The organism is Collinsella aerofaciens (genome assembly GCF_015555045.1).
GTDB classification, from domain to species: Bacteria; Actinomycetota; Coriobacteriia; order Coriobacteriales; family Coriobacteriaceae; genus Collinsella; species Collinsella aerofaciens_W.
The window spans coordinates 23220-43480 of sequence record NZ_JADNJQ010000010.1 but is presented as its reverse complement, the minus strand read 5'-3'; the positions used below and the strand labels follow the sequence as shown (position 1 = coordinate 43480).

Annotated in this window: 18 protein-coding genes; 14 read left to right on the top strand and 4 right to left on the bottom strand. The window is 59.9% G+C overall.

Annotated features, from left to right (window positions below; genetic code table 11):
* The first annotated feature begins 15 nt into the window (after positions 1-15).
* Positions 16-654, top strand: coding sequence for a metallophosphoesterase (locus I2E45_RS05080; RefSeq protein WP_195444699.1), 639 nt, complete (start codon positions 16-18; stop codon positions 652-654).
* The gene (locus tag I2E45_RS05075; RefSeq protein ID WP_195444697.1) at positions 651-1376 is read left to right on the top strand and encodes a metallophosphoesterase; all 726 of its coding nucleotides are present in this window, start codon (positions 651-653) and stop codon (positions 1374-1376) included. Before I2E45_RS05080 ends, I2E45_RS05075 begins: the two co-directional genes overlap by 4 nt.
* Before the next feature lie 15 nt (positions 1377-1391).
* On the opposite strand, the gene gluQRS is transcribed toward I2E45_RS05075, so the two are convergent.
* Complete coding sequence (gene gluQRS, locus I2E45_RS05070) at positions 1392-2402, bottom strand: tRNA glutamyl-Q(34) synthetase GluQRS (protein WP_267472633.1); 1011 nt, start codon at positions 2400-2402, stop codon at positions 1392-1394.
* 189 nt (positions 2403-2591) lie between these two features.
* Between gluQRS and I2E45_RS05065 the strand changes: the two genes are divergently transcribed.
* A complete protein-coding gene (locus tag I2E45_RS05065; protein ID WP_195444695.1) occupies positions 2592-2891 on the top strand; it encodes a hypothetical protein in 300 nt (99 codons plus the stop codon).
* A gap of 69 nt (positions 2892-2960) precedes the next feature.
* On the top strand, positions 2961-4904 hold the full coding sequence (locus I2E45_RS05060; protein WP_195444693.1) for a DUF2207 domain-containing protein: 1944 nt from the start codon (positions 2961-2963) through the stop codon (positions 4902-4904).
* A 138-nt stretch (positions 4905-5042) separates the two neighbouring features.
* Here I2E45_RS05060 and I2E45_RS05055 read toward each other — a convergent pair whose 3' ends face one another.
* Positions 5043-5684, bottom strand: a complete 642-nt coding sequence (locus I2E45_RS05055) for a GNAT family N-acetyltransferase (protein ID WP_195444690.1) — start codon at positions 5682-5684, stop codon at positions 5043-5045.
* 277 nt (positions 5685-5961) lie between these two features.
* Here I2E45_RS05055 and purH point away from each other — a divergent pair, with 277 nt between their 5' ends.
* The 6 genes from purH (at position 5962) to I2E45_RS05025 (ending at position 11928) form a co-directional block, all read left to right on the top strand.
* Positions 5962-7569, top strand: a complete 1608-nt coding sequence (gene purH, locus I2E45_RS05050) for a bifunctional phosphoribosylaminoimidazolecarboxamide formyltransferase/IMP cyclohydrolase (protein ID WP_117847877.1) — start codon at positions 5962-5964, stop codon at positions 7567-7569.
* A gap of 81 nt (positions 7570-7650) precedes the next feature.
* Positions 7651-8382: a hypothetical protein gene (locus I2E45_RS05045; RefSeq protein ID WP_195444688.1), complete on the top strand. Its 732-nt coding sequence runs from the start codon at positions 7651-7653 to the stop codon at positions 8380-8382.
* Between the two features lie 179 nt (positions 8383-8561).
* Positions 8562-9233 (top strand): response regulator transcription factor, encoded by a 672-nt coding sequence (locus tag I2E45_RS05040; RefSeq protein WP_195444686.1) that lies wholly within the window; start codon positions 8562-8564, stop codon positions 9231-9233.
* A gap of 9 nt (positions 9234-9242) precedes the next feature.
* Complete coding sequence (locus I2E45_RS05035; protein WP_195444684.1) at positions 9243-10286, top strand: sensor histidine kinase; 1044 nt, start codon at positions 9243-9245, stop codon at positions 10284-10286.
* A gap of 116 nt (positions 10287-10402) precedes the next feature.
* Positions 10403-10648, top strand: coding sequence for a helix-turn-helix domain-containing protein (locus I2E45_RS05030; RefSeq protein ID WP_138374527.1), 246 nt, complete (start codon positions 10403-10405; stop codon positions 10646-10648).
* Complete coding sequence (locus tag I2E45_RS05025; protein WP_138374526.1) at positions 10639-11928, top strand: HipA domain-containing protein; 1290 nt, start codon at positions 10639-10641, stop codon at positions 11926-11928. Before I2E45_RS05030 ends, I2E45_RS05025 begins: the two co-directional genes overlap by 10 nt.
* 90 nt (positions 11929-12018) lie before the next feature.
* On the opposite strand, the gene I2E45_RS05020 is transcribed toward I2E45_RS05025, so the two are convergent.
* Complete coding sequence (locus I2E45_RS05020; protein WP_006235921.1) at positions 12019-12456, bottom strand: universal stress protein; 438 nt, start codon at positions 12454-12456, stop codon at positions 12019-12021.
* A 247-nt stretch (positions 12457-12703) separates the two neighbouring features.
* Between I2E45_RS05020 and I2E45_RS05015 the strand changes: the two genes are divergently transcribed.
* The 4 genes from I2E45_RS05015 (at position 12704) to I2E45_RS05000 (ending at position 19048) form a co-directional block, all read left to right on the top strand.
* A complete protein-coding gene (locus I2E45_RS05015; RefSeq protein ID WP_195246632.1) occupies positions 12704-13678 on the top strand; it encodes an undecaprenyl-diphosphate phosphatase in 975 nt (324 codons plus the stop codon).
* Positions 13679-14009: 331 nt separating this feature from the next.
* Positions 14010-16904, top strand: a complete 2895-nt coding sequence (locus tag I2E45_RS05010) for an ATP-dependent helicase (protein WP_195444682.1) — start codon at positions 14010-14012, stop codon at positions 16902-16904.
* A 492-nt stretch (positions 16905-17396) separates the two neighbouring features.
* Positions 17397-18293 (top strand): hypothetical protein, encoded by an 897-nt coding sequence (locus tag I2E45_RS05005; protein WP_229058836.1) that lies wholly within the window; start codon positions 17397-17399, stop codon positions 18291-18293.
* Positions 18281-19048: a hypothetical protein gene (locus I2E45_RS05000; protein WP_118226870.1), complete on the top strand. Its 768-nt coding sequence runs from the start codon at positions 18281-18283 to the stop codon at positions 19046-19048. Before I2E45_RS05005 ends, I2E45_RS05000 begins: the two co-directional genes overlap by 13 nt.
* 240 nt (positions 19049-19288) lie before the next feature.
* Here I2E45_RS05000 and manA read toward each other — a convergent pair whose 3' ends face one another.
* On the bottom strand, positions 19289-20221 hold the full coding sequence (gene manA, locus I2E45_RS04995; protein ID WP_411161279.1) for a mannose-6-phosphate isomerase, class I: 933 nt from the start codon (positions 20219-20221) through the stop codon (positions 19289-19291).
* Positions 20222-20261: the final 40 nt, after the last annotated feature.

The following is a 20261-nucleotide window of genomic DNA, read 5'->3' as shown; positions in this document are numbered from 1 at the left end:
CAACAGGAGGTCCCCGTGATCTGGTTTACCAGCGATACTCATTTTGGACACGAGAACATGCTACGGCTTAGCGATAGGCCTTGGTCGGCTGTTGCGCAGATGAACGACGCCATGGTCGCCAACATTAACAGCAAGGTTGCTGCGGATGACGAGCTCTACATCTTGGGCGACTTCAGCTTTAAGATGACGGTCCAAGACGCCTATGAGCTGCGCAAAAGCATTTCATGTAAGCGCGTCCACCTACTGCCCGGCAACCACGACAAAGACTGGACGCAGCCTGCCGTAGCGGATGCTTTTATCGTCGAGCCGCCCATTTGCGTGCTCAAGATTGACCGCCAAAAAATCGTGCTGAGCCACTATCCCATGGTCGACTGGCAGGGCATGTCGCACGGTAGCTGGCATCTGCACGGGCATATCCACAGCTGTGGCGACGCGTACAACAAGTTCAACCTCAGACAGGGGCTGCTGCGCTATGACGTGGGCGCGGACGCTAACAGCTACGCCCCGGTGAGCCTGGAGGAGCTCAAGTCGTGGTTTGTGCAGGTAGACGAGCCGGTGAGCTGCGTCAAGTGGCCGTGGTGGGTCAACGCCACGGGCAACGAGCAGATCGAGCACGATCTCGAAACCTATAAGAGGGAAGTGGTGATCCGATGACGGTCTATGTGACGGGCGACATTCACGGTGGCGTCGACATGCAAAAGCTGCGCGACTGGGATCTTGGGGATAGTCTGACGAGTGACGACTATCTGATTGTTGCGGGCGACTTTGGCTTTCCCTGGGATTTCTCTGCCGAGGAGTGCGCCGATATCGCCTGGCTGGAATCGCGTCCCTATACCGTGTTGTTCGTCGACGGCAACCACGAACGCTTCGACCATTGGGCGGAGCGCCCTATGGAGCTGTGGCATGGTGGTCTGACGCAGCGCCTGTCGGACACCTCGCCCATACGGCGCCTGACGCGTGGCGAGGTTTTTGAGCTTGACGATTCAACAATCTTTACCATGGGCGGTGCCACGAGCGTGGATAAGGAATACCGCATTCCGTATTCCAGCTGGTGGCCGCAGGAGCTGCCGGACGAGCGCAACTTTGAGGAGGCGCGGGCAAAGCTCGATAGTGTGGACTGGAAGGTCGACTACGTGATCACCCATACCTGCTCCACGCGCTTGCTTTCGCCCACGCTCTATCCGGCGCCCGGCTGGACCCGACCCGATGTCGATCGGCTCACGGCTTTTTTTGACGAGTTGGAAGATCGCTTGGACTACAAGCGCTGGTACTACGGGCATTTTCATCGCGATGCCAATCCGGCCGAGCGCCACACCGTACTCTACGACTGCATCATCCACCTGGGTGACGAACTCCAACCCTGGGACATTGCGTAGGGGCGGGGCGTTTGGCTACTCGGCCGTTACGGTGATGTTCTCCCTGTGCGCGCGGATGACATCCCAGCTAAAGTGCTCGACCAGCTGCTCGGCAGAGCGTGGCGTGGCGTCCGGCGCGATGCCTGTTTGCCCGGCGAGCCAGCCCAGCAGCGCCTCGGGCGTGCCAAAGCGGGCGCGGAGCTCGCCCAGGTCCAGATCGCGGTCGCGCTTGGAAAGGCGGCGGCCATCCGGTGACATGAGCAGCGGAATATGTGCGTAGTGCGGCGTGGGAAGTCCCAGCAGATGCTGCAGGTAGATTTGGCGCGGCGTGGAGCCCAGCAGGTCGCATCCGCGCACGACCTCGGTGACGCCCATGGCAGCGTCGTCGACCACCACGGCTAGCTGATAGGCAAAAACGCCGTCGCTGCGGCGCACCAAAAAATCGCCGCACTCGGTGGCGAGTGCCTCGCATTGGGCCCCGTACGTGCGGTCCACGAATTCGATCACGTCGCCTGCGAGGTCGTCGATGTCGGGCACGCGTAGGCGCGTGGCCGGGGCGCGCAGGGCACTGCGGCGGGCGACCTCTTCGGCCGAAAGGCCTCGGCAGGCGCCGCGGTAGATGGGCGTGCCGTCGCTGGCGTGCGGCGCGCTGGCGGCGTGGAGCTCGGCGCGCGTGCAAAAGCAGGGATAGGTGAGGCCGGCGTCTTGCAGCTGGTGCAAGGCGCTCTCGTACAGGTCGAGGCGATCGTGCTGGTAGTAGGGGCCTTCGTCCCACTGAAGCCCTAGCCAGGCCAGATCGTCAATCAGCTGAGCGGCAAGCTCGGGGCGCTTGCAGCGATCGTCCAGGTCCTCGATGCGCAGCACGATGTTGCCGCCCTGGCTGCGGGCCGAAAGCCACGAGCACAGGCAACTGAACACGTTGCCCAGGTGCATGCGGCCCGAGGGCGACGGGGCAAAACGGCCCACGACAGGTGCGGGAACGGAGGCGGGTTGCGACGTTGGTGCATCCGCGGCGGGCGTTACTATGTTGCGTGTTTTGATATCCATGCGGACGAGTATAGCGCGGGGCACGGTAGGGAAGGCGTTTCCGTGGCTCGCAAGTTGGCGGCGCTGCGCATTGCGCACGGTGGGTCTGCGGCCCAACGTCTCGATCGCCGTACGCCGACTCGGCCTCACAAACGACAGAAACCCCGGCAGCTCTTCGCAACTGCCGGGGTTTCCGCGGAAAAGGGGGACATGATCCTCGAGCGAACGGCAAAGGGGCAAACCGTTTTCGCTCAATTGTTTTATGCCCCTCGACTGGCGGCTCAATCAGCGTATGCCGCGCCCACACAAAGCCGCTACACCTGTGACGGAGCTGTGAAGTGGTATCTATTGCTGGCGCAGGACTCGGCCAAAGAGCGTCCCAAACGACAAATTTGTTGCTGTCTGTCGATTCAACCCAATGATCCGTTTTCCTCCGTCCCCAATGGATCATTTTCCAAGTGCCGGGGTGCGGGCGTGACTTTCATCCCGTTTGGCGCTCCGGTCGCCTAGATATTCGTCATGCGTACCCGCAAACGTGGGACAATGGCGCTGTTGGTTTTACAGACAAAGGATGTGCCTATGAACACCCTCGCCGCCAAAGTCAGCCGGCAGCGCCGCCCGTTTGCGCGATTTGTTTCCATTTGCGCGCTCGTCGCGTGCGCACTGCTGCTGTTGCCCGCCGTTGCGCGTGCCGACGGCTACTCCATGACCCAAACCTATATCGGTGCCACGGTCGAGGCCGACGGCTCGCTGACCGTTGTCGAGGGACGCCAGTTTGATTTCGATGACGACATCAACGGCGTGTTTTGGGAGATCAATACAGGCTCTAACCAGCAGGGCGGCGCGGCGGGCGTCAATGTGCTGAGCGTCGAGGAAGACGACACCGCGTTTAACAAGGTCGACAGCGCAAACAAAGGCGACAACGGCGTTTATACGGTTGAGCAGTCCGACAGCGGCGTAAGAATCAAGGTGTTCAGCCCCCACGAGAGCGGCGACAGCGCGATCTATTACGTGAGTTACACCATGACCGGTGCGGTTATGAACTGGTCCGATACCGCCGAGCTCTACTGGAAGTTTGTGGGCGACGGCTGGTCTGCGGATTCCGATGATGTCGAGATGGAAGTGTGCTTCGCAAATGCCGCCGCCGGGACGGCGGCCGTCAAGGGCGATAACTTCCGCGCATGGGGCCACGGCCCGCTGACGGGCGACGTATCGCTCGATGCGGATGAACCCATGGTCACCTATACCATTCCCTGCGTGCATCAGGGCGAATTCGCCGAGGCGCGCATCACCTTCCCCAGCGATTGGGTGCCTTGGCTTTCCGCTTCGAGCGAGGAGCGCATGCCGACAATCCTGAGCGAGGAGAAGGCATGGGCCGACGAGGCTAACGCCCGCCGCGCTCACGCTCGCATGATTGCCAATGTACTTGCCGTACTAAGTGTTGTCGCGGCGGTGGCCTTTACCGGCACAATCGTTGTGCTCAAGCTGCGCCGCCGCAAGCCCAAGCCGCTTTTCCAGGACGAATATTTCCGCGATGTGCCTTCGGCCGACCATCCCGCTGTGCTTTCGGCCCTCATGAGCTGGAACGAGGTGCCCGATCAGGCATATATCGCCACGCTCATGAAGCTCACTGACGACCGTGTGATTAAGCTGGAGCAGGCGACCGTGACTAAGGCTAAGAAGGGTCTGTTGGGGCGTGAAAAAGAAGAGCAGACGTATCGCGTGACGGTGAGTGATGCGGGCTGGAAGTCGGCCAAGGGCATTGACCACATGGTGCTCAAGGTCTTCTTTGCCGGTGCTAAGCCCGACGAGAACGGCGATCGCTCGCGCACGTTCGACGAGCTGCAGCACTACGTCAAGCAGCACGCTACACCCGTGGGCGACAAGCTCGAGGACTATCAGAACACCGTTAAGGGCAAGCTGGCCGATAGCGAGTACATTGCCTCGGACGGCATTGTCGCAATGGTGTTTTGCCTGGTTCTTGGTATTCTGATCGCCTGTATTCCCGCGGGATCCATCTTCTTTACCGACGGCGCACAGGCGAACATTATCGCCGCGGTTATCTCGGTGCCGATTGTGCTGGTGGGTATTGGCGTGGGCCTTACGTTCCGCCGCTTTACGCCGGAGGGCGCCGAGGTGGCGGCTCGCTGCAAGGCGCTCAAGCATTGGCTTGAGGATTTCACGCGTCTAAAGGAAGCCGTCCCCGGCGATCTGGTCCTGTGGAATAAACTTCTGGTGATGGGTGCGGCGCTGGGTGTTTCGAAGGAAGTCCTGCGTCAGCTTGCCGAGGCTGTTCCTCCCGAGGTGCGCGAGGCCGACGGTTTCTACGACAATTACCCCTGCTACTGGTGGTACTACCATCATTACGGTACCGAGTCGCCGCTCGATTCGTTCGACGGCGTGTATCACGAGAGCATCCGTGAGCTCGCGTCGAGCTCGGACAGCTCGGGCGGCGGCGGAGGCGGCGGCTTCTCGGGCGGCGGAGGCGGCGGCGTCGGCGGAGGCGGCGGCGGAACGTTCTAACGGTCGTAAGCTATGGGATGGGCTTTTCTCGACAGCCGTCGGGGAAAGCCCATCCCTTTTTATGCGCTACCTACGAAGACTGTCCCCAACGACTAGTCACTGGGGACGTTCCTAAATGACTAGGTATGGCTGCTGGGCCTAGGCTGTTAGGTCGAGTTCGTAGAGGAAGCTTTCGCGCGGCATTTCGTGACGGCGCTCTTCGCGGTTGGCGCGGTGCGTGGCCGTGCGCTTAAAGCCGTGCAGTTCGTAGAACTTCCACGAGCAGTTGGAGTCGGTGTACAGGTGCGCCCTCGTCGCCCCGCGCGAGGACAGGTACGAGACTGCGGCGTCGAGCAACACCGAGCCAACGCCCAGGCCATGGACGTCGCGATCTACGGCAAGCAGCGTGACCTCGTTGTCGTGTGGTAACGGGCTGCTTTCGAGCAGGCGGTTGTTGGTTCGGATGGTTGCGCGCACAAACGAGAGATACTCGGCGCAGGCATCGGGCTCCAGCTCGCGCATTTGCGATAGCAGTGCGCGTTCGGTATCCAGCCAATGTTCCTTAACGGTGGCGCCGGAGCTCTGTCCCGCACGCGCGAGCGCAATGCCGCGCGCCTGACCGTCGATTACGGCAACCTGCGAAAACGTCGAAGACGAAAGGCAATAGGCGAGGTCGCACGCGGCCTCGAGGCGGTTGTACTCATCGTTATCCGAATTGTTATGCCAAAGCTGCTGCAGAATCAACGCGATGGCGTCGAAGTCTTCGGTATCAAACGGTCGGCAGAGAACCCGCGAGACCATGGTGCCTCTTTCTTTTGCGGATGCATATCGAGCACAATTCTACCACGCTATTGGCATCTAATTATGGTGCCCCTGTGTTCCATGAACTCACCGTGCCCGGTGCCGTGCCCATCCCCTCCGCTCGCAAACTTTTTCTGCATATGCGCCCGTTGCGGGGTGCATCGATGCGCTCGATGCGCTACATTGAATCAGTATTTTCAATGCCGCTGCGCGAGCGCTGCAGATCGACGTATCACCGGCTCACAGAGCACGGCGGCGTACCAGACAGGAGGACTGCATGGGATCTGATGTGAAGATCGCACGCGCGTTGATCTCGGTTACCGATAAGACGGGCGTCGTCGATTTCGCACGGACGCTGGTCGATGACTTTGGCGTCGAGATCATCTCTACGGGCGGCACGGCTCGTGCCATCGAGGACGCGGGCGTCCCCGTAACCCCCATCGAGGAGTTCACGGGCTATCCCGAGATGATGGACGGCCGCGTTAAGACCCTGCACCCCAAGGTTCACGGCGCGCTGCTGGCCCGCCGCGATTCCGAGCAGCACATGCAGGAGGCTGCTCAGCACGGCATTAAGCTGATCGACCTGGTCGTCGTCAACCTGTACGAGTTCGAGAAGACCGTCGCCAACCCCGAGGTCACCTTCGCGGACGCCATCGAGCACATCGACATCGGTGGCCCCTCCATGCTGCGCTCTGCCGCCAAGAACGCCGCGAGCGTTACCGTCATCTCCGACCCGGCCGACTATGATGCCGTCCTGGCCGAGATGCGCGAGACCGGTGGCTGCACCACGCTTTCCACCCGTCGTCGCCTGCAGGTGAAGGTCTACCAGACCACCGCCGCCTACGACACGGCTATCTCCCGTTGGCTTGCCGCCCAGGCAAGCGACGTGGCGGACACCTCTGCCAAGCTCGAGATCTCGCTGGAGAAGGTCGACGACCTGCGCTATGGCGAGAACCCGCAGCAAAAGGCCACGGTCTATCGCTTTGCCGAGGGCTGCGAGAATACCGCGAGCTCGCAGTTCCCGCTCGTGGGCTCCGAGCAGATCCAGGGCAAGCCGCTCAGCTACAACAACTATCTGGATGCCGACGCCGCTTGGAACCTGGTCCGCGAGTTCGACGAGCCGGCCTGCGTGATCCTCAAGCATCAGAACCCCTGCGGCTCCGCCGTGGCCGAGGACATCACGGCCGCCTACGACCGCGCCTTCGCCTGCGATCCCAAGAGCGCCTTCGGCGGCATCATCGCCTGCAACCGCGAGGTTCCCTATGAGCTGGTTGAGCACTTTGCCGATCAGAACAAGCAGTTCGTCGAGGTTATCATCGCCCCGAGCTACACTGCCGAGGCGCTCGAGCGCATGGCCAAGCGCCCCAACCTGCGCGTGCTGGCCACCGGCGGCGTGGACCACGGCGCCCAGGTGGAGCTGCGCTCCGTCGACGGCGGCATGCTGGTGCAGGAGGTCGACCACGTGACCGAGGATCCTGCGACCTTTACGTTCCCCACCGACCGCAAGCCCACCGACGCCGAGATGGCCGAGCTCGAGTTTGCCTGGAAGGTCTGCAAGGGCGTCAAGTCCAACGCCATCCTGGTCTCCAAGGGTAAGGCCGGCATTGGCATGGGCCCGGGTCAGCCCAACCGCGTTGACTCTGCACTGCTTGCCTGCGAGCGCGCCGAGGACTTCTGCGAGCGCGAGGGCGTGGAGAAGGGCGGCTTTGCCTGTGCAAGCGACGCGTTCTTCCCGTTCCGCGACAACGTCGACGTGCTTGCCGCGCACGGCGTGACCTGCATCATCCAGCCTGGCGGCTCCAAGCGCGACGACGAGAGCGTCCAGGCCTGCAACGAGCATGGTATTGCGATGGTCTTCACAGGGGCCAGGCATTTTAGGCACTAAGTTTCGCCCCGGGACAAAATAATCTCCGCAAAAGACGGTCGCTCCGTTTGGAGGGCCGTCTTTTTGGTATAAGAGGACGGAATGACTAACACGAAAGGTATGACCATGCCCCAGATTGATGATGCCGAGCTGTTTGGCAATGCCGAGGATCAGCGTGCGTACGAGGACTTTTGCGCCAATCAGGAGGCGGTCGAGAAGTTTACGCTCGACAAGCCCGCGCTTGTCTGCCGTTGGCGCATGTCCAACAAAAAGGTACCCATGCTCAACCGCCACATTCGCGCACTGTCCGAGCGCTTGGTGCAGGGCGAGCCACTCACCCATAACATGCTCAGCTGGGCCAAACAGCACGTTGAGTGGTCGCTTGCCGAGGGCGATTACACCGCACGCGACGGCGTGCTCATGCTGGTGATCGACATCAACGGCAACGCCGCCATGACGGTGGGGGAGTACGAGCCGCTCGCCGATACGTCGGCCAAGGCGCTGCGTGCCCGTTCCGCAGAGGCCCGCTCCGAGGCCGACGAAACCGGCGTGGCGCCCGAGCTGCTCGCCGCCGTCAACAACGGCGAGCTCGCCTTTGTGGTGCCAGCGGACGAGTGTCTGTGTGGCACGGCGACGCTCATCGAGCAGCTGGCCCAGACCAAGGGAATCCCGGTCACGCGCGTAGACATTCCCGCGCAGCTCAAGGGTGCGCTGTTCCTAGTGAGCGACGAGCACGGCGTGGTCCCCGCGACCGAGACGAACGCCGCCGAGGCCGACGCCGCCACGGTCGCCTTCTTCGCCGAAGGCTACGAAAAGCTCCGTGCCCGCCGCTAAATGATTTTTCTGGGACGGGGATTAAAGAATCATTTTGGTCCCCGCCGCCGCTGCGAGTGCGAGGCGGACAAAACGCCCCCGCTCGCGAACAGTTCTGTCACCTTGGTACCGCGCGCGGTGCGCACCTGCAGTTTCGCAGCCATAATGGTGGCAAGACAACCAAGAGGGGAGCGAAATCCATGGCGCTGATTTATGTCGTTGAGGACGACGAGCCCATTCGTCGTGAGCTTGTCGACATCCTTGCCCGCGCCGGGTTTGAAATCGAGGCCTGCGAATCGTTTGAGCATGTCTCGCGCGATATTCTCGCCGCCGCGCCCGACCTGGTGCTGCTCGATCTCACACTCCCTGTCAAAGACGGCCAGCACATCTGCCATGAGGTCCGTCGCGAATCCGAGGTCCCCATCATCGTTCTCACGTCGCGCACGACCGAGATCGACGAGGTCATGGCCATGACGCTCGGCGCGGACGACTTTGTTCCCAAGCCCTATAGCGCGCGCGTGCTTGTGGCGCGCATCAACGCACTGCTGCGTCGCACCGCGGCGGCGGGCGAGCGCAGCACGCTCGTCCACAAGGGACTGGAGCTCGACCTCGCACGCTCCATGGTCACCAACACGCAAACGGGCACCAGCACCGAGCTCACCAAAAACGAGCTGCGTATCCTCTCGCTGCTTCTGAGCCGCGCGGGCAAGATCGTTTCGCGCTCGGCTATCATGCAGGACCTGTGGGACTCCGACGCCTTCGTGGACGACAATACGCTCACTGTCAACATCAACCGCCTGCGCACCACGCTCGAAAAAATCGGCATCAAGGGGTATTTGACTACGCATCGCGGCCAAGGCTATTCGGTCTAGGGGCCGGCTATGTCGTTTGGCAAGTTCTTTAAAGATGCGCTGCTTCCCGTCGCCGTGTGGACGTGCGGCGTGCTGCTGAGCTGCTTTGTGCTGACGGTCGCCGGTGCACCCGTTTCTATTGTGGTCGTGGCGGTCGGCGTTTCCTTTATCTTTGGTATGCTCGGCATCGTGGTCGAGTACGCGCGTCGCCGCCGTTTTCTGCGTCAGCTGGAGCGCGCGGCAGAGGAGCTCGAGAGCCCCGCATGGGTGCAGGAGATGGTGCAATGCCCGACCTATGCCGAGGGCGAGCTCGAGTACGAGGTCTTGCGCCGGGTGGGCAAAGCCGCTTGCGACGAGGTTGCCGAAGGCCGGCGTCAGACCGATGACTATCGCGACTATATCGAGAGCTGGGTCCACGAGGCCAAACTGCCCCTGGCGGCGGCTCATCTGATTTTGGAAAACCTGGATGGCAGCGAAGACGACCTGTCGCGCGTGGATGACCTGGGCCGTGAGCTGGCTCGCGTGGAGCGCTATATCGACCAGGCGCTGTACTACGCGCGCTCGGAAGTCGTGGAGCGCGACTACCTGATTCGCCGTTGGGATCTCAAGACCTTGGTGACGGGCGCGATTAAGGCCAACGCGCGTGAGCTCATCGCGGCGCACGTGGCCCCGGTGTGCGAGAACCTCGACTTCGAGGTCTTTACCGACGAGAAGTGGCTCGAGTTTATTCTGGGCCAGCTTATTCAGAACAGTATTAAATATGCGCGCGAGGACGGCGCGAAGATCGTGTTTTCGGGCGCGTTGCTGGACGAGGGCCTGGCGAGCGAACGCATCGAGCTCACTGTCGCGGACAACGGCTGCGGCGTGAGCGCGGCCGACCTGCCGCGCGTGTTCGAGAAGGGCTTTACCGGCGACAACGGCCGCACCACCAAGCGCGCAACGGGCATCGGCCTCTACCTGGTGGCGCGCCTCTGCTCCAAGATGGGCATCGACGTCACCGCGGCATCCGAGCCCGGCAAAGGCTTTGTCGTCACGTTTGCCTTCTCGACCAACAAGTTTCAATACTTTGAGTAGTCGTCGCGGTGTAACGTCCCGGAGCGTCATTCACGTTAAGACAATTATCCCAAACGGGATAATTCCATCATGATGTGCTATGATTATCCCGTTTGGGATAATCATAGGGGATTAGCATGCAAGACTGGAATGAGCGAACGATTTTTGACCCAGCTGAACTCGGTGCATATTTGCGTGAGCGCCGGAAGAAGCTCGGTTATACCCAACGCGATGTGGCTGATTTCAACCAGTGCAGTTTGCGCTTTGTGAGCGAGCTTGAGCGTGGAAAGGCGGGTGCCAATCTTCGCCAAACCCTTCAAATCGCTAACAGCTTGGGGGTCGATTTGATCCTGAGGGAGAGGGGCGACGGCTCATGGCATTAAAGGTTTATCGTGAGTATCGGGGAACGTTTGAGCTGGTCGGAGAATTTGAGAGGGCCGACCCCGTAAACGAGACGTTTGCATATGATGAGGGATATCTTGAACGCGACGATGCTGCCGCACTCTCAGCTTCTCTTCCCTTGCGACATGAGCCATATGCCAGCAATGAGTTTTCGGCCTTCTTTTCGGGCATGCTTCCCGAGGGCCCGGTTCGGCATGAGCTGTCGATGCGTTTTCAAATCCCCCAGTCAGACTATTTATCGATGCTCGAGCGTTTGGGCGATGAGTGCGTTGGTGCCTTGAGGTTTCTCGGCGATGAGAAATCGAGCTACGATCCGGGCTATCGTCCTCTGCAAGACGAGGATTTTGAGGCACTTTCTAAGGCGGAAGTGTTTGAGATTGCAAATGATATGCAGGATTCGAGGCTGTCGTTGGCGGGCGCTCAGTCTAAAACCGGTTGGTTTTTACCGCGCGGTAAAGATGCAAAAAAGGCCGGGTCGGGGGATTGGATGCTGCCGCTCGGCTCTGCCCCCTCGACTCACATAGTCAAGATTGCTTCAACTAAACATCCGGATTTGCCGTTCAACGAATTAATTTGCATGACGGCAGCGTCTGCTGCTGGGCTTGAAATTGCCCGTTCAGAAGCTTCGGATACGATTCCTGGTGCGTTCTTTTCCGAGCGTTATGACAGAATCTGGAGCAATGAGCCGCCGTCGATGAGCGGATTCGATGTGCCTCTGAGGCTGCATCAGGAGGATTTTTGCCAAGCGGTTGGCTGGCCTTCGTATATGAAATACGAGACACGTCCCGATAGCTGCTATATGGCTCTTTGCGGCCGATTGATAAGAGAGCAATCGTCTAACGTAATTGCTGATACTCAAATGTTCGCTCGTCAGGTAATGGTCGATTATGCGTTGGGGAATTGCGACTCGCATCTCAAGAACCATTCGTTTCTTTATAGTCCGAGTTGGCGGGAAAAGAGGTTGGCCCCTGCATACGATATTGTTTGCACGACGATAATGGGATACGACCATAATCTTGGGATTGATATTGGGGATCACCGGGTGATCGATGGGGTGACTCCTGAAGATTTCGAATTCATGTCTCAAGATTTGCATCTGCCACTCAAGATGATCAAGAACATCGCGGCGGAAGTGGCTGAAGAGGTGTCTGCCCAGCTTGCAGAACTTGCCTCTGCAACCGGAGATTTGGGTCGGGTCGCTCTGAAAATTCAGACGGATTCCGTTGAGAGAATGAGGGTTCTGGAGCAATTCTCAGCCTAAAGCAAAGCGGGGCCACCGTAATGGTGGTCCCGCTCTTGGAAGACTTGGGCACGTGGGCTTGCGCTCCGCGATGCGTTAGGCGTACGTTTGCTACTTCACGACCAAGATGTCGCAGTCGGTGTTGCGCAGCAGGAACGTCGAAATTGAACCCAGGAGTGCATACTTGATCGAGGACAGGCCACGAGCGCCGCAGAGCACCAGGTCGGGCTTGACCACGTCGAGCATCTCGTCTTTGAGCGTCTCGCGAATGCGGCCGGCGCGAATCATGACCTCGACCTCGGGAATGTCGGGATTGGCCTTGGCCTCTTCGAGCTGCTTGGCGATGGAGTTCTTAAATGCCTCCTCTAGGCCGTTGACCAGATCGACCGGATAGGAACCGGCGCTCTCGAGTGCCGTGGAATCGATAACGTGGCCGATAATCAGCTTGGCGCCGTTGTTCGCGGCGACCTTGATGGCGCGTGCGAGCACAAAATCCTGCTGCTCAGTACCGTCGAGTGAAACAAATACCTTGGTGTAGCCCTCGTTCATGGTTTCCTCCTTGGTCTATCGCACGGGCGTGGGGCTCGTGCATCGGGCGGGCGCGGATGCGTGGCCGCCGGACACTTTATCTTGTTGCAGTTATACCCAAGGATTTGGGTTTGACCGCTCGCAATTCTGTGAACGGGCGAGTTTTTTGGTAAGGGTGGGCGCGGTCGCGGCCGAACGGTTGATAATGGGACATCGCCCGCAACCGTCCGCAGAACAATATCGGCGGGTGTCTAACGAGGGGGTCCCTTTGGATATCATTGAGCTTCTAAAATCTGCCTTCATGGGCCTGGTCGAGGGCATCACCGAATGGCTGCCTGTTTCGTCGACCGGTCACATGATCTTGGTGGACGAGTTCGTCAAGATGAACGTGAGCGAGACGTTCTGGAATATGTTCCTGGTCGTGATTCAGCTTGGCGCCATTTTGGCCGTCTGCGTCCTGTTCTTTTACGACCTCAACCCGTTTTCTCCCAGCAAAGGCAAGGAGGGTCGTCGCGACACCTGGGTGCTGTGGGGCAAGATTGTGCTCGGCTGCATTCCCGCCGCGGCGATCGGTCTGCCGCTTAACGACTGGATGGAGGAGCATTTCTACAATGCTCCCGTCGTGGCGCTGGCGCTCATTGTGTACGGCGTGCTGTTTATCGTGATCGAGAACTGGCGCGCGAACAAGCGCGACCAGGCCGCTCTTGCCGGTTCGTTTGGTTCGCGTGCCGTGGTGGCGGGCGGACGCCCCGCTGGTGCGCATTTTGCCACTCCCGCTGCGGCTGCCGCTTCAGACGATGACGATAACCTGGACTTTGGCTCCATCACTACGCTCGAGGATCTGAGCTGGAAGACCGCGCTGGGTATCGGTTGCTTCCAGGTGCTTTCGCTGATTCCGGGCACATCGCGCTCCGGCTCCACGATCATCGGCGGCCTGCTGCTGGGCTGCACGCGCTCGGTGGCGTCTAAGTTCACGTTCTTCCTGGCTATTCCCGTTATGTTTGGCGCGAGCGCGCTCAAGCTGGTCAAGTACTTTATTAAGGGCGGCACGTTCGGCACCAACGAAATCGCCATCCTGGGCGTGGGCTGCGTCGTCGCCTTTGTGGTGTCGCTCATTGCCATCAAGTGGCTTATGGGCTTCGTGCGCCGTCACGACTTTAAGTGCTTCGGCGTCTACCGCATCATCCTGGGCATCGTGGTGCTCGCGTACTTCTTTGTCCTGGAGCCTATGCTCGGCCTGTAACTTGGTCGACGCTGCGCGGCGGCCGGGGCGACAACTTGTCATTCAAAGGGGGCGGCATGACCAGAAGGTCTATGCCGCCCCTTTTCATGCCAATTTGTTCGCCCTGGCCACCGCTCGCTGCTGCTGCCATGACATCGGCGGTTTCGTGATTGTCAATTGATTGGTGCAGACCAACCTGACCCCATTGCGCCAAATTCGCTGGGGCGGCCTGACGGTGACGCACGGAGTCGTGGTGTGATTTGCGTCGGTGTCCGCGCGGCTCGGTATACTGGTACGGCTCAAACTATGGCGCCGCCCGCAGGCGCGCCGTCCGTCAGATGAGGAGTCGCCCATGACCCAGCCCTTGCCCTGGGAAAAGAACGCCGCGGTATCCGTGCCGCCCGCGCCGGAACCCGTGCCGCTCGATGCATACACCGCTCCTGCTGCGCCGGAGCCCGAGCTCGTCCCGCTCGACATTTACGACGCTCCCGCGCCGGCGCCCAAGCCCGCCAAGCCGCTCGTCGACATTGACAGCCTTAATCCCGCCCAGCGCGAGGCTGTCCTGTCCACCGAGGGCCCGTTGCTGGTGCTCGCCGGCGCCGGCTCGGGCAAGACCCGCGTCTTGACCTTCCGCATCGCACATATGCTCGGCGACCTGGGTGTTAAACCTTGGCAGGTTCTTGCCATCACGTTTACCAACAAGGCCGCGGCAGAGATGCGCGAGCGTCTGGCGGCACTCATTCCCAGCGGCACCCGTGGCATGTGGGTGTGCACCTTCCATGCCATGTGCGTGCGCATGCTGCGCGAGGACGCCGACCTGTTGGGCTACACCGGTCAGTTCACCATCTACGATGACGATGACTCAAAGCGCATGGTGCGCGACATTATGCAGGCGCTCGGCATCGAGCAAAAGCAGTTCCCCATCAACATGATCCGCAGCAAGATTAGCTCGGCCAAAAACGCCATGATCGGCCCCGAGGACATGCTCAAATCCGCCGACAGCCCCAATGACAAAAAGGCCGCGCAAGTCTACCTGGAGCTGGAGCGCCGCCTGCGCGCCGCCAACGCGATGGACTTCGACGACCTGCTCGTGCGCACGCTCGAGCTGCTGCGCACCCGCCCCGAGGTGCTCGACAAGTATCAGGAGCGCTTCCGCTACATTAGCGTCGACGAGTATCAGGACACCAACCACGTCCAGTACGAGATCGCCAACCTGCTGGCCGCCAAGTACCAAAACCTCATGGTCGTGGGCGACGACGATCAGTCCATTTATAGCTGGCGTGGCGCCGACATCACCAATATCCTGGACTTTGAGAAGGACTTTAAAGACTGCAAGACCGTCAAGCTGGAGCAGAACTACCGCTCTACGGGTCATATCCTGAACGCCGCCAACGCCGTGGTACGTCACAACTCGCAGCGCAAGGACAAGCGCCTGTTTACGGCCGAGGGCGACGGCGAGAAGATCCAGGCCTTCCAGGCAAGCGATGAGCGCGACGAGGGTCGCTGGATTGCCGGCGAGATCGAAAAGCTGCATGCCAAGGGCACGAGTTACGACGACATCGCCGTGTTCTACCGCACCAACGCCCAGTCGCGTATTCTCGAAGATATGTTTCTGCGCGCGGGCGTGCCCTACAAGATCGTGGGCGGCACGCGATTCTTCGACCGTGCCGAGATCCGCGACGTCATGGCCTACCTTAAGATGATCGTGAACCCGGCCGACGAGATGAGCGTCAAGCGCGTCATCAACACGCCGCGCCGCGGCATCGGCTCCACCTCGATCCAAAAGATCGAGCAGCTGGCGCGCGACAACCGTTGCTCGTTCTTCCAGGCTTGCGAGATCGCGTGCGCCGAGACGGGCATGTTTAGTGCCAAGGTGCGCAACGGCCTGTCGAGCTTTGTGTCGCTGGTGCGCGAGGGCCGCCGCATGGACGGCGAGCTCAAGGACGTTGTCGAGATGATCGTCGATAAGACGGGCTTGCTGCAGGCGTTTCGCGCCGAGGGCACCATGGAGTCCGAGAGCCGCGCCGAGAACATTCAGGAATTCCTGGGCGTCGCCGCCGAATTTGAGGAGACGCACGAGGATATCGAGGGTACGCTCGAGAGCTTGGAAGAGCTGCGCGCAGCCGGCGTTGCCGACGTGCCTGCCGGCGCCGAGCCCGTCGTGGTGAGCGCGCCCGCGCCCGAACCGGGGCCATTTGCCCCGGCATCCTCGTTTGAGGCGCTCATCGGCGCTCGTGACGCCGCGGGCTCCAATCCGCTCGATAGCCTAGCCGCCCCGGCGCTTTCTCCGCAGGATGCCCTGGCCGCCGCCATCGCTGGCAACGCCTATGCCGCGCCGACGGAGCTGCCCGCCGGTGCCGTGCATGCCGACGAGATCGAGCGCACCTACGGTCCGCTTACCTGTAAGGCGCTGCCGGCACTCATGGAGTGGCTTGCCCTGCGCTCCGACTTGGATTCCCTGGCCGGCGAGACGCATGCCATCACCATGATGACCATCCACTCCGCCAAGGGCCTGGAGTTCCCGGCGGTATTCGTGGCCGGCATGGAGGAGGGCATCTTCCCGCACGTGCACGATTTTGCCGGCAGCGATGATCCAGGTAAGCTCGAGGAGGAGCGTCGCCTGGCCTATGTCGCTATCACGCGTGCCCGCAAGCGCCTGTTCCTGACCTATGCTGCGACGCGTCGCACCTACGGCTCGACCTCTGCCAACCCGCGCTCGCGCTTCCTCAACGAGATTCCGTTTGAGGACATCGAGTTTAGCGGTATCGGTTCTGCCGGTTTTGAGGGCACGGGCTGGGAGAAGCGCGGCGACCGTCACGGCACTTTTGGCTCGGGCATGGGCTCGGATATGTATGGCGGCAAGGTGTTCGGTTCGCATACGCGCTCGACCGGCGGTTCCGGTTCGCGCGGCGGATCGAGCTTTGACGACTTCTTTGGCGGCAGTAGCTACGGAACCGAGCGCCATCGTGGGGTTTCGCCCGACGCCGGCCGTGTTGCCTCGACCTTTGGCTCGGGTGCGTCGCGAGCCAAAAAACCGTCGTCCAAGGTGTCGCCGACGGTGGAGCGCAAGGTCGATCGCGCCAGCGCATCGCAGGACTTTGCCGCGGGCGATACCGTGAGCCACAAGACCTTTGGCACGGGTACCGTGATCTCGGTCGCTGGAGACATGATCGAGGTCCAATTCGAAAAGACCGGCCAGACCAAAAAGCTAATGAAGGGCTTTGCACCGATCGTCAAGCTGTCGTAATCCCGGCGGACCTGGGCGGGCGTATGGGGCAACATCGCCTGCTCGGGCAGTCCTGCGCAAGACGGAGGCCACATTAAGTGGCCTCCTTTGCGTGCGGAACTCGCGATCGATGTTGCCCCATACGCCCGCCCAGGTCCTTGGGTAACGTTGCTAGACGAACGTCGCTTTGCCTCTCGCTTTTTGATCTGGAGAACCGGGTGGGCTGAATACTTAGACATGGCAAGGGGCTCCCCCGTTAAAGAACGGGGGAGCCCCTTGTTGCGTTTTGAATGTTGCGCTTGGCTTTGATGATTGATGATTTTATACGATTCAGTATAATTTCAGATAGACGCTAAAATATAACCGAAATGAAAACGGTGATTGTACATGCTGATAAACTGCCTCCCAAAAAGACTCTTCTCTTTAGAGCTCGCTATCGACCCGGAGCCAGTTGAGATGCAGATTCCTCGCATGTATCTTGAGCGGTATTCGCTTCGCTTGGCACGGCTCGGCATGTCTGAGCAGGGCCGTTTTATTGTTGCGGAACCTAAAGAACCGCCCAGTGTCATTTCGGCGCGAAATCTCGTCAATGCAGTGCGTACGTTAGATGCTCGTCCGGTGGCAATTTGCTGGGATGCTATGGATTTAGGTTTTATGCGCGCGCTTTCTTCGGAGGGAATCGCATATATCCGAGATGAGCGAAATGCGTTCCTGCCGTTTATCGGAGCCGTTATTTCCGATGAAGTGCTGGGTGCTTCTCCCGCTGCTCCGCTTTCGTCCCAATCTCAACGAATCGTCCTAAATCTCATTGCGGGACGATGGGTTGACTGCTCCGCCGGCGACCTAGCGCGTCTGTGTGGCAAAAGCGCGGCTAGCGTCAGCGGCTATCTTTCGGAAATCGCCGCTATAGCTCCTGGGTTGATTATGCGGGACGGCAAAAAGCGTATATTGTGTGACGCCGGGCTGTCGACCGAGACGTTGCTAGATGGGTTTGAGGACTATCTTCGCACGCCAGTTTTAGAGCGAATCCGGCTCAAGAAGGTTATCGAGAGAACAGAGCTACGTGCCGTTGATGCGCTGCTTTCCGGTGTGTCTGCCCTTAGCTATATGTCCGACCTTGCCCATGAAGACTCTGCTCCAACCATTGCTCTCGAAAAATATCAGCTAGAGGCCTTGAAAGAGCATATGGGCGACAGATGGCTGGAGGCTCAGTGGTACGAACCGGCGGCAGTTGTGATTGAGGTCTGGTCGTATCCCGTGGACGCGCCGTCCGATATTAGTTTTGACGCGACGGGTTTGCAGTGTGTCGACCCGTTTTCCTTATACGTTGCTTGCGCAAAAGCAGATTACAAAGAAGATCGTCTGCTCGACGCGGTCGAACAGCTCAGGAGGACGATATGTCAAAAGTGAGGGGAATAGAGCGATTTGCCGATGCCATGAGCGGCTGTAAAGGCGGTTACGTCCTTATTGGTGGAGGGGCCTGCAGCGTTCTATTTGACAATGAGGGCGATTCGTTTAGAGCTACTGAAGACTTGGATGTCGTCGTAATTGTTGATGGGAAAGGCGTTGAATTCGCCACTGCATTGTGGGCATTTATCAAAGCTGCCGGATATGAGACTGGAAAGGTCGGCGATGGAAGGTGCACTTACTATCGGTTCTGTTTGCCCGAAGGATCAAGGCAAGTCCTAGACTATCCCGGCCAAATTGAGCTATTTGCCCGACATCCTGATTTTGTGCTCGAAGATGAAACGAGCGAAGTGGCACCTCTTTCCTTTGACGAGGCCGTATCAAGTCTTTCGGCAATTATTCTCGACGATGGCTACTACGAATTTATTCGCGACAACGCAACGAACGTAGAGGGCATTACGTTGCTCGATGCGCTCCATATCATTCCCCTCAAGATGCGTGCACACATTGATATCAATAGGAGCTATGAAGAAGGGCGCCATTGCAACGATAAAGATCGACGAAAGCATCGCTCGGATATTGTTCGACTTGCGGGTTTGTTGCCGCCTTCGGCTCGCTTGGAGCTAATAGAGCAAATGAGGGCTGATGCCGGAGACTTCTTTGCGGACTTTTCTTCTTATGTAAATCGGCAGACCGATCGTAAAGAGAGAGCGCGTCTTCAGGACACATTATCGTTTCTCGAAAAGGTCTACCTATAGGCACCTTGATTCGTTATGTATGGTGAGGGGCTCTCCCGTTTGATGAGCGGGGGAGCCCCTTGTTGCGTTTTGATTGTCGTTACTAGCCAGAGGCTCGCCGGGATGGGATGCGGGGTTTGGTCGATCGCGAGTTCCGCACGAGCCGGAGAGCACTTAATGTGCTCTCCGTGCGAGCAGGACTGTCCGAGCAGGCGACCAAACCCCGCGCCCCGTCCCGGCGAGCGCTTGGGGACCGGTGACCTACAGGTGGCTGATGATCAGTTCCATCTTGCCTTCGAGGTCGATGGAGCTGACGGTGCTCGGGGCCAACAGGTGGCTTCCCTTGTGGACGGGGTCGCCGCAGACGGTGCCTTCGCCGTCGATGACCGACAGGCACATGAAGGGCCAGCGCTGGTCGAGGGTCTTGCTGCCGTTGACGCGCACGCGATCGACGGTGTAGCAGGGGTTGGACTCGAGCTCGGTCACGCCGTCCACCTCGGGCGCGGTCACCGTGCCGTCGGTCGGAGCCTGAGCATCAAAGTCGATGCAGTCGAGGCTCTGCTCAATGTGCAGCGGGCGCAGGTTGCCGTCAGTGCCGGGACGGTCGTAGTCGTACAGACGATACGTCACGTCGCTCGACTGCTGCGTCTCCAAAATGAGCGTGCCGGTCTTGATGGCGTGCACGGTACCGGAATCAATCTGGAAAAAGTCGCCCTTGTGAATCGGCAACACGTTGAGCATGTCGTCCCAACGTCCTTCCTCGATCATTTGTGCGGCCTCGGCGCGGTCCTTGGCACGCTGGCCGACGATGATCGTGGCGTCGGGCTCGCAGTCCAGCACATACCAACACTCGGTTTTGCCCAGGCTACCGTTCTCGTGCTCGGCAGCGTACTCGTCGTTGGGATGAATCTGGATCGAAAGGTCGTCCTTGGCGTCCAGAATCTTAATGAGCAGCGGGAACTCCTTGCCCTCGCAGTTGCCAAAGAGCTCGCGATGCTCGGCCCACAGCCACGACAGCGTGTGGCCGGCATACGGGCCCTCCGCAATCTGGCAGTCGCCGTTGGGGTGGGCCGAGATGGCCCAGCACTCACCGATGGGGCCATCGGGAATGTCGTAGCCAAATACGGTTTCGAGCTGGCGACCGCCCCAGATCTTCTCGTGGAAGATCGGCGTCAGTTTAATCAAATCGGACATATTCATACCTCATTGTGTTGCGCGGGCGCTGCGTAAAACT